Annotated in this window: 9 protein-coding genes; 8 read left to right on the top strand and 1 reads right to left on the bottom strand. The window is 40.4% G+C overall.

Annotated features, from left to right (window positions below):
* The first annotated feature begins 319 nt into the window (after positions 1-319).
* The 3 genes from GQ598_RS05965 (at position 320) to GQ598_RS05955 (ending at position 4,952) form a co-directional block, all read left to right on the top strand.
* Complete coding sequence (locus tag GQ598_RS05965) at positions 320-1,693, top strand: hypothetical protein (RefSeq protein ID WP_160402890.1); 1,374 nt, start codon at positions 320-322, stop codon at positions 1,691-1,693.
* An 824-nt stretch (positions 1,694-2,517) separates the two neighbouring features.
* Positions 2,518-4,140 (top strand): hypothetical protein, encoded by a 1,623-nt coding sequence (locus tag GQ598_RS05960; protein ID WP_160402888.1) that lies wholly within the window; start codon positions 2,518-2,520, stop codon positions 4,138-4,140.
* 485 nt (positions 4,141-4,625) lie between these two features.
* Positions 4,626-4,952: a Grx4 family monothiol glutaredoxin gene (locus GQ598_RS05955; protein WP_091350279.1), complete on the top strand. Its 327-nt coding sequence runs from the start codon at positions 4,626-4,628 to the stop codon at positions 4,950-4,952.
* 105 nt (positions 4,953-5,057) lie between these two features.
* On the opposite strand, the gene rnt is transcribed toward GQ598_RS05955, so the two are convergent.
* Complete coding sequence (gene rnt / locus GQ598_RS05950; protein ID WP_370516528.1) at positions 5,058-5,732, bottom strand: ribonuclease T; 675 nt, start codon at positions 5,730-5,732, stop codon at positions 5,058-5,060.
* A 202-nt stretch (positions 5,733-5,934) separates the two neighbouring features.
* On the opposite strand from rnt, the gene GQ598_RS05945 reads away from it, so the two are divergent.
* From GQ598_RS05945 to GQ598_RS05925, 5 genes are all read left to right on the top strand, one after another.
* The gene (locus GQ598_RS05945; RefSeq protein WP_160402887.1) at positions 5,935-6,693 is read left to right on the top strand and encodes a Nif3-like dinuclear metal center hexameric protein; all 759 of its coding nucleotides are present in this window, start codon (positions 5,935-5,937) and stop codon (positions 6,691-6,693) included.
* A 96-nt stretch (positions 6,694-6,789) separates the two neighbouring features.
* Positions 6,790-7,668 carry a 4-hydroxy-tetrahydrodipicolinate synthase gene (gene dapA / locus GQ598_RS05940; protein WP_160402885.1) on the top strand — a complete coding sequence of 293 codons (879 nt, stop codon included), beginning with the start codon at positions 6,790-6,792 and terminating at the stop codon, positions 7,666-7,668.
* A 37-nt stretch (positions 7,669-7,705) separates the two neighbouring features.
* On the top strand, positions 7,706-8,455 hold the full coding sequence (gene bamC / locus GQ598_RS05935; RefSeq protein WP_160402883.1) for an outer membrane protein assembly factor BamC: 750 nt from the start codon (positions 7,706-7,708) through the stop codon (positions 8,453-8,455).
* Between the two features lie 72 nt (positions 8,456-8,527).
* Positions 8,528-9,238, top strand: a complete 711-nt coding sequence (gene purC, locus GQ598_RS05930; RefSeq protein WP_160402881.1) for a phosphoribosylaminoimidazolesuccinocarboxamide synthase — start codon at positions 8,528-8,530, stop codon at positions 9,236-9,238.
* Entirely contained in the window at positions 9,238-9,693 is a 456-nt protein-coding gene (locus tag GQ598_RS05925; RefSeq protein ID WP_160402879.1) for a DUF441 domain-containing protein, read from the top strand. The genes purC and GQ598_RS05925 overlap by 1 nt, the downstream gene beginning before the upstream one ends.
* Position 9,694 lies beyond the last annotated feature (1 nt).

The following is a 9,694-nucleotide window of genomic DNA, read 5'->3' as shown; positions in this document are numbered from 1 at the left end:
TCACCTGGCACCTGGCACCTGGCACCTGGCACCTGGCACCTGGCACCTGGCACCTGGCACCTGGCACCTGGCACCTGGCACCTGGCACCTGGCCTGCCAAACCTACGCTCTAAATCTTTTTCAATTTCATCGTAGTTTAAATCAGACACAGCTCTTATTTTCATCACCGAGGTCATTTCGCGTAGCGAAATCGGCGACTTTACCAGCAGGGTTATTGTCAAGGTCGAGGCGTTTACCTTTTCTATTTAAATTATCAAACTTATCCCGCTTACTTAGATTATTTAGATTGCCTAAATTATTGTTGTTTGTGCTGTTCTTGTTGTCATATACACAGAGTTCTGTGGCCTTAACGGCGCATACATCAAGAGTAATTGAAGGTAGTGCGCCGTATTTAACATTCGACGGTGGTTGGACAAAGGTAACAGATACAGACAGTTTATTGTCTATTAAGTTGCAGGATGATCGAGTTATCACGCCATCTACTAATCCATCAAGTGTGACTAATCCGATAATTTTGCCGTATGTGGGGAGTAACTTAGGTCATATAGCAATGGTTGTTCCGTCATCACAGAGTTCAATTAGTATAAATGATTTGGTTGTTCAGGGTAATTGGGGAGATGATGATGGGGATGGTCAGGGTGCTAATGGAGTTACCGCATCGGGGAATATATCGGTATCGTTTACGGATAAGGATGGCAATACAGTTAATCGTAACGATGCATTAAGTATTTGTAATGCTCCTTATAGGGTAACTTTAAGTAGTTCAGGGGGATATTTACAAACACAGTACGGAGTTCCTAATAGGACTAGTTTTAGTGGTCAGATGGTGACATATTATATCAATCCGTATGGTGGTCCTGTTGTTTGTCACACAAGGCCAAATCTTAGTTATGGCACAGACGATTTCACCGGCCCATCTAACATATGGTCTCTTACAAAGGGTTTTTTAAGTCAATCAAATGATTCATTATCTTACGACCAAAACTTTCCAACTACAGGTGCTGATGGATTGTATTTTGATTTGCTCATAGGTGGGGTGGATGGAAGTCAGTTGACATGGTCTCCGGTCACGCGTGGTGGAATAACGGCTACGGTGACAAGTGTAGCAGCTAATGATAGTTGGATTCCTGGTGTTGATAAAGGAAAAGTTGTCGCAAGGGTAACGTTAAGCGGTCCTAGGGCTGATAGTACTCAGATAGGGTCAGATAATCCTAGTCCGCTTACTCCATTGCCATCTTTGCCACAGACATTTGAGTTGGTGGGTAGGGATAGTAGGGATAATGTGGTGGTTAAATATGGATTTGTGTTAAAGCAGTGGTTTGTCCATCGGGGTAATAAAGACGCTAGTCAGTCTGACCAAATATCTTGGTGCAGTCGTTTGGGATATCGTGCGCCACAGGTTAAGGATTTAACTAATGCGGTTTGTTCTGGTTGGCATTCAGGATTTTGGTGTCGAGGTGCAGTAGGTACCACGCCGTCGTCTAGTAATAATCATTACAAGCGTTACATAGGTGCTGGGTTTTTCACGGAGTGGGGCATCCTTTACAACTACGCTGATGCGGGCTTTGGTGACAACATCTACTGGACGAGCGACGTTTCAGGTGGCAATAGCTTCACTGTTGCTTGGAACCTCGGCGACATTAACAGCTTCAGTGCCGGCTACAGCCTTTATGGCCTTTGTACCACACCTTAGCTTTTATATCTTAGTCCTTAATCCTTGGGCCGCGGGGGCGGTTATGGTGCAAATAGAGGATAATCTAACAAAGAATAAAGCCCCCGTGTAAGTTGGGAGCATTTTCCCTTAGGGGTGCGTTGTTGCGGTGAAGCTACAATCGCGCCACCCCCGCGCCAACGCTAAAAGCGTGGCTAGCAGTGGCTCAGGGGTAAAATAAATAAGAATAACCAAGCAGTTGGTGGTAAAGATAAGTGTTTGTTGCGTACTTTAAAATAGTGGTGTTAATTCAACTGATGGCATCTATTAAATGCTAGCATAGTATACCTAACAGTAAAATGAGCACTACTAACACAGCACTTATTCATCACCCAAGACTTTCAACCTAAAATTGTCACGCAAGCTTGCTGATAAAAAGGACGAAAGTAAGGGGATATTGTTAAATCAGCGATATACGCATCTTAGGTTGCAACTTCCCAACTGGAGTGCGAAAGGGTTTTGATTTTAGTTATATCAAAAAACACCAACTGACTTGGCCCTCAAAACCACTCAAAGCTAAAAATTCTCCACAAAAAGTGGTCAGAAAAGGTGTTGATTTTATTGAGGTTTTTGTTTGGTGTTTGTTATTCAAACAAATCACCCAAACACGCCACCAAAAGCTTATCCTTAAAAAATTAACAAAACTTTACAAATTTTTAACAAAAAAAGTAGCGCATTATTAATCAAGCGGTTATAATTTAAGCGCTTTCAAAGCAAGGAAATGCTCGCTAATTGAGCAGTCAGTTATAAAAATATAAATAAAACAATAAATTACTTGACAGGATAATCAAAATGCGCTATCATAATTGGCATCTGGCATCTGGCATCTGGCCTGCCAAACCTACGCCTTAAATCTTTTTCAGTTTCACTGTATTTTAAATCAGACACAGTTCTTATTTTCATCACCGAGGTCATTTCGCGTAGCGAAATCAGCGACGTTATCGGCAAGGCTACCGCCGATTTTTAAATTGTTATCTAAATTCTCGTTATTATCAAAATCCGCGTTGTTTTTCATGACATTGCTCTTGTTGTCATATACACAGGATTCTGTGGCATTAACAGCGTATACATCAAGAACAATTGAAGGTACTCCGCCGTATTTAACGTTTGATGGAGGTCGAACAAAGGCAACAAATACTGACGGTTTATTGTCTATTAAGTTGCAGGATGGTCGAGTTATTACGCCATCGACAAATACATCAAGTGCGACAAATCCGATAAGGTTGCCTTATGTGGGTAGTACTTTAGCCCATATAGAGGTGTTGGTACCGTCGGGAGTAAATTCGGTTAGTTTCAATGACTTAATTACTCAAGGTAATTGGGGTGATGATGATGGAGATGGTCAGGGTACAAATGGTATAACTGCGACAGGGATTTTATCGGCTTCTTTTTTAGACAAAGATGGTTATACGGTAAGTCGTAGTGCTGCATTAGATGTCTGTAAGGCACCTTATAAAGTGGTATTAAGAAGTACAGGAGGAAGTCTAAAAACACAGTATGGGTTACCTAATACAAGTTATTTTAGTGGTCAGGTGGTGACATATTATATCAATCCGTATGATGGTTCTCGTGTTTGTTACTTTGTGCAATCAGCAAGGCCGAATTTGTACTTTGGTGGTACTGGTGCTACTATTCGTGGAAACTATGACTACTCCAAGTATGCTGGTCCATCCAATATATGGAGTTCTAGAAAAGGTTTTTTGACTCAGTCAACAAGTCCATCATCTTATGGTCTTAATTTTCCGACAACAGGAGCAGATGGATTGTATTTTGATTTAGAATTGCCTATTGGGGTTGATGGAAGTCAGTTGACGTGGTCTGTTGTCACGAATGGTAGTATAAACGCAACGGTGAGTTGGACAAGGCCTCGTTCTAGTACATTCAGAGATCCAAATGGGAATCAAGTGAATGCGGATGAATGGATTAGAGATAAATCCAGTTATGTAACACGGGTAACGTTAAATGGTCCTTGGGCGGATTCTGGTCAAATACAGTCAGATAACCCTACTCCTTTAAGTGTACCATCTTTGCCGCAGACATTTGAGTTAGTGGGTAGGGATAGTGGTAATGAGGTTAGATATGGATTTGTTTTGAGGCAGTGGTTCGTTGGTCGAGGTGGTCATAGGATTAATTTTTCTAACCAATTATCTTGGTGTAGTAGTTTGGGTTATCGAATGCCGAGGATTAGAAATTTGACTAATGCTATTGCTAGTCCTGGAGGTAATAATAATTACTACCGTTCCATTGGTGCAGGACTTTACTCTGAGTGGGGTCTCATGAGCAACTACCAAAATGTGAACTTTTCCCTCTACATGAGTTGGACTGACGATGTTACAAATACCGATGTCAGGGCCGTCTACCCGTTTGATGGCGGGATCTGGGAAAAGTCTAAAACCATAGGCATTTTTGGTCTTTGTGTCACACCTTAGCTTTTATTTTTAGTTCTTAATCCTTAGGCCGCGGGGGGGGATGGTGCAGATAGAGGATAATTTATCAAAGAATAAAGCCCCGGGTAATTTGGGGCATTCCCTTAGGGTTGCGCCGTTGGGGCGAAGCCACAATCGCTCCTCCCCCGCCGCCGACGGTGAAAGCGTGGTTGGCAATCCTAGTGGATGACGCTGTAGCTATTTTATTCATCCAAGGTCAAAACGTCTGAAACCACCGCACTCAATCCATCCTATGTACCAAAACAAAAAAGGTCTGATTTTTTGCCCAAAAATCGGTCAGAAAAGCTATTGATTTTATTGGGGTTTTTTAGGGTGTTTTTTCAAAAAAACAACGTCTCCATAAATTGCTCTAAAAACCCCCATTAAGCAATTCAGTTATAAGATAGCAGTAGGAACAAGCCCAATTGTGCGTTAAAATAGCTTATATTATTACAATAAATTACCAAGGAAATCGCATGACAACCGAAATGACAACACTCGATAAAATCAAAAAACAAATTGCTGAAAACCCGATTATTCTATATATGAAAGGATCGCCAAGATTGCCAAGTTGTGGCTTTTCGGCTCAAGCGGTGCAGGTTTTATCGCAATGTGGCGAGCCATTTGCTTATGTTGATATTTTACAAAACCCTGATATTCGTGCCGAATTGCCTAAATTTGCTAATTGGCCAACGTTTCCACAATTATGGGTGGAAGGCGAATTAGTCGGTGGCTGTGATATTATGTTAGAAATGTTTCAAGCTGGTGAATTGCAAACGCTTATTAAGCAAACTGCTGAAAAGCATAAGTCTTAATTAAACGAAGAATTAAGCGCGCAACTTGAGCGCGCTTTTTTGTGTGAGTTTATACTACGAGCAAATTAATCTTCGATTGTTTTTATCTGTTTATTCGTTTTTAATTTATTGCGCACTGTTATCATTTTGTTCTTGTTGTGTCTCTATTTCACTATCTATAGCCGCTAAAGGCCATCCCCCAAGCGATTTAAGTCGATTAACAATTTTACAAAAAAGTATGGCGGTTTTTTGCGTATCATATAGTGCGCTGTGGGCTTGTTTGTGATCGAAGGTGATTTGTGCCACTTGGCAAGCTTTGGCTAGCACCGTTTGCCCAAAAACCAGACCACTGAGCGATGCTGTGTCAAAGGTGGCAAATGGATGGAAAGGGTTACGCTTGATGCCTGAGCGCTCAGCCGCTGCCATTAAAAAGCTGTGATCAAAGTGCGCATTATGTGCAACCATTACCGCACGCGTGCAGTTGCTGTCTTTTATGCCTGTTCTGACCATTTTGAATATCTCGTCTAAGGCTTGCCTTTCGTCCACGGCAGCGCGCAGTGGATTGTCAGGGTCGATTCCGTTGAAGGCGAGCGCAGCAGGCTCTAAAATGGCTCCGTTAAATGGGGTGACATTAAATTGCAAGGTTTGATCTGGCTCTAACCAGCCATCGGGTGTCATTTTTAAGGTGATGGCGGCGATTTCTAAAATGGCGTTGAGTTTTGAATCGAATCCTGAGGTTTCAATGTCAATGACAACGGGATAAAATCCACGAAAGCGTTCACATAATTTGGCGTTTGGCACAACAATTTATCTTATTTGTCAAAAGAAGCTATTATGCCAGTTTTTAAGTGGTTCGCCTAGTATTGGCTTTAAGCGTTTGTTGTTAATTTATTTTCGCTAAGTTTTATGCAAATCACATTAAGATAAAGGAGTAGATGCGCTTATTAGCTAAAGCGATTATAATTATCCCCTATGTTTTGATGACTTTAAAACCGAGCAGATTATGCATCACTTAGAACTAGAGCAGATTATTAATAACGAGTTGCAAATTGCTCGTTATCGGGACTATGCACCAAATGGACTGCAAGTGCAGGGGCGCATGCAAGTCAATAAGATTGTGACAGGCGTTACCGCTTGCCAGTTATTGTTAGATAAAGCAGTTGAACTGCAAGCCGATGCCGTGCTAGTACATCATGGCTATTTTTGGAAGAATGAAGTACAAACCATTACTGGCATTAAATATCAACGAATAAAAACATTATTAACTAACGATATTAATCTATATGGTTACCACTTGCCGTTAGATGGTCACCCCGTTTTTGGTAATAATATCGAGCTGGCTAATTTATTGGGTATTTCGGTAGATAAGCGTAATGATATCACCGACTTACTTTTTACTGGCACACTAAATACTCCACTCACAGCTTTACAATTTAAACACCAGCTTGAGCAACTGTTACATAATAATAAACGACAAGTGCTATTTTGTGGTGATAACGCGCCACAAGTGATTAAGCGCATTGCGTGGTGCAGTGGTGGTGGGCAAGATTATATTGAACAAGCAGCGCAAATGGGGGTGGATGCTTTTTTTACTGGCGAAGTGTCAGAACGCACCATTCATATTGCGCGCGAATATGGTATTAACTTTTATGCAGCAGGGCACCATGCCACCGAGCGTTATGGTATTGAAAAACTAGGGAAATGGTTAGCAAGTTGTTATGGTGTTGAGGTTATTTTTGTTGATATCGATAATCCTGCATAACAAAAGTTGAATTTACCTTAGAAATATCGCATACTTATTCGCAGATTTTTTATTCTTTACCCTATGTTATAAACCGATTATGTGAGAGGTCATTTTATGTTTACAGGAAGTCTGGTTGCACTTGTTACTCCCATGGATACGAAAGGAAACGTTGACCACGTAAGCTTAAAAAAATTGGTTGAATACCATATTGCTAATGGGACATCGGGTATTGTTTCGGTTGGTACTACGGGCGAATCGGCTACGCTTGATCACCATGAACATATCGATGTTATAAAACGAACAATTGATTATGCCGATGGGCGTATTGCTATTATTGCTGGTACTGGTGCAAACGCAACGAAGGAAGCTATTGAATTAACCAGTCGGGTTGAAAATATCGGTGTTGTCGGTTGCTTAACTGTTGCGCCTTATTATAATAAGCCAACACAAGAAGGCATGTATCAACACTTTAAAGCTATTGCCGAAAGCACTGCACTGCCACAGATTTTATATAACGTACCGGGTCGCACTAGTAGTGATATTAAACCCGAAACCGTTGGGCGTTTAGCGAAGATCAAAAATATTGTTGCGTTAAAAGATGCAACGGGCGATCTTTCAAGAGTTTATCCAACGCGCAAATTGGTCGGCCCTGATTTTAAATTATTAAGTGGCGATGATTCAACCTTTTTAGACTTTATGATTTTAGGTGGCGATGGGGTGATTTCGGTCACTGCCAACGTAGCTGCTAAAGCCGTTGCAACTGTTTGTCAGCTTGTGGTTAATAACCAAATTCAAGAAGCACGCAGTTTAAATGATACTTTGATGGCTTTACATCATAATTTATTTATTGAACCCAACCCAACGCCAGCTAAATGGGCTTGCGCAAGATTAGGTTTAATGCAAAGCGCAACAATTCGGTTGCCGATGGTATCGCTAAGCACTTCGTCAATTCCAGCGGTTGAGCAAGCGTTAAAAGAGGCTAATTTACTTTAATAGTTTTGTATAACCTTTAATTAAAAAGCAGATATCTATGTTAAATAATACATTGAACAGAACCTTATTTAAAAGCAATGTCCTTAAAAAAACGGCGATTTTGTCCGTTGTGGCTTCTTTGTTCCTTGCTGGTTGTGGTAGTGATCAGAACTTTAAACGCGAAGTCGAAGGTAATGAAGATTATCTTCAATCTCCCTCTTTAAAATCGTTAATAATTCCCGAAGGCGTTTCAGTACCAACTGAAACAAGTGACTTTTATGTTGATAAAACCGAGATTAAAGGCAATTTAGGCAAACAATTGGATATTAGACCACCAAGTTTACCAATCCCAACAGTGCCAGATGCTTTTGCGGTTTATAATAGTGGTTCAGTTACCTTTAATGCACCATTAAGTAATCAAGTGTGGGAACGCATTCCTAATAGCTTAACTAAAAGAAATATTTCAATTGCAAGCCAAGATAGCAGCGCTATTCAAACCAATAAAGCTTTTATAATCCGTGCGGATGAAGAGCAAGCGGTTGAGGCTTCTTATTCAATTAAACGTCAATTGTTAGGTGATACCGAAACAATTACTATTTTGATCACGTCGTTAACTCGTGGCACTGACGATTTAACTTCACAACCAATTGAAGTTCAACGCTATGTTGTCGGTTTGTTTAATGACATTATGGATGATGTTGCACCAGATTCAATGCGTGTAGCGCCGCCAAAAGCACAAGATAAAGAAGCTGAAAAAAATAAGGCCGAAAGTAAAAAACCAGCAACAGCCGTGAGCAGTGCAAATTAAGAATAAGTTTGGAATTTAAGGAGCGTATAGCTCCTTAATTATTTATAAGCAATTTGATATAAGGTTATAAACATGAAAAAGTTGGCTGAGCTTTATCGTGGTAAAGCAAAAACGGTATATACCACCGAAAATCCTGATCTATTAATCCTTGAGTTTCGCAACGATACATCAGCATTTGATGGTTTACGCATTGAGCAGTTAGATCGTAAAGGCATGGTGAATAATAAATTTAACTATTTTATTATGACGCAATTGCGCCAAGCAGGCATTCCAACTCAAGTTGAATCCTTATTATCTGACAATGAAGTGTTAGTTAAAAAATTGCAAATGGTGCCAGTTGAGTGTGTAGTGCGTAATCGCGCAGCGGGATCTTTAGTTAAACGTTTAGGGATTGAAGAAGGTCAGGTTTTAAATCCTCCTACGTTTGAATTGTTTCTAAAAAATGATGCATTACATGATCCCATGGTCAACGAATCGCACTGTAAAGCCTTTGGTTGGGCTAGCGATGAGCAATTAGCCAAAATGAAAGAACTTAGCTTTAAAATTAATGCCATTTTGACTGATTTGTTTGATAAAGCAGGGCTGATATTGGTTGATTACAAACTTGAATTTGGTTTATTTAAAGGCGAAATTACTTTAGGTGATGAGTTTTCACCTGATGGTTGTCGCCTGTGGGAAAAGTCCACTCTTAAAAAAATGGACAAAGACCGCTTCCGTCAAGGGTTGGGTGGAGTGATTGAAGCTTATGAAGAAGTGGCAAAACGTATTGGTGTGCCTTTGTAATGTTTGCGCAGTTTGATATCTCTTTTTTTCTTCTTTTGGGTTTAGCGGCACTGTGTTATTTAACTCATAATAACACAGTGACATTTGCTGTACTGTTATTGCTACTGTTTAAATTAACGCCGCTTGACACTTATTTCCCGTTTTTAAATAAATATGGCTTAACTATCGGTATTGTTATTTTAACTGCCGCGATGATGGTGCCACTGGCCGATGGATCGTTAAAAATTGGTGATATTGCTAAATCATTTACTACTTGGCAATCTATATTGGCTATTTTGGTGGGTATTTTAGTCTCGTGGCTTGGTACGCGTGGTATATCGCTCATTGGTGCACATCCTACCATTATCAATGGCTTAATTATTGGCACGCTAATTGGTGTTGCATTTTTCAAAGGCATTCCAGTTGGTCCACTGATTGCGGCAGGTATATTATCGCTATTAATTGGAAAAAGTTAGT

The organism is Gilliamella sp. Pas-s95 (genome assembly GCF_009795795.1).
Classification (GTDB): Bacteria; Pseudomonadota; Gammaproteobacteria; order Enterobacterales; family Orbaceae; genus Gilliamella; species Gilliamella bombicola.
Note: the sequence above shows the minus strand (reverse complement) of the source record. Positions and strands in the feature narration are given on the sequence as shown.

Coding starts and splice junctions, on each gene's coding strand:
- bamC (WP_160402883.1), top strand. CDS start 7,706: ATGTTAAATAATACATTGAACAGAACCTTATTTAAAAGCAATGTCCTT.
- dapA (WP_160402885.1), top strand. CDS start 6,790: ATGTTTACAGGAAGTCTGGTTGCACTTGTTACTCCCATGGATACGAAA.
- GQ598_RS05955 (WP_091350279.1), top strand. CDS start 4,626: ATGACAACACTCGATAAAATCAAAAAACAAATTGCTGAAAACCCGATT.
- purC (WP_160402881.1), top strand. CDS start 8,528: ATGAAAAAGTTGGCTGAGCTTTATCGTGGTAAAGCAAAAACGGTATAT.
- GQ598_RS05925 (WP_160402879.1), top strand. CDS start 9,238: ATGTTTGCGCAGTTTGATATCTCTTTTTTTCTTCTTTTGGGTTTAGCG.
- GQ598_RS05945 (WP_160402887.1), top strand. CDS start 5,935: ATGCATCACTTAGAACTAGAGCAGATTATTAATAACGAGTTGCAAATT.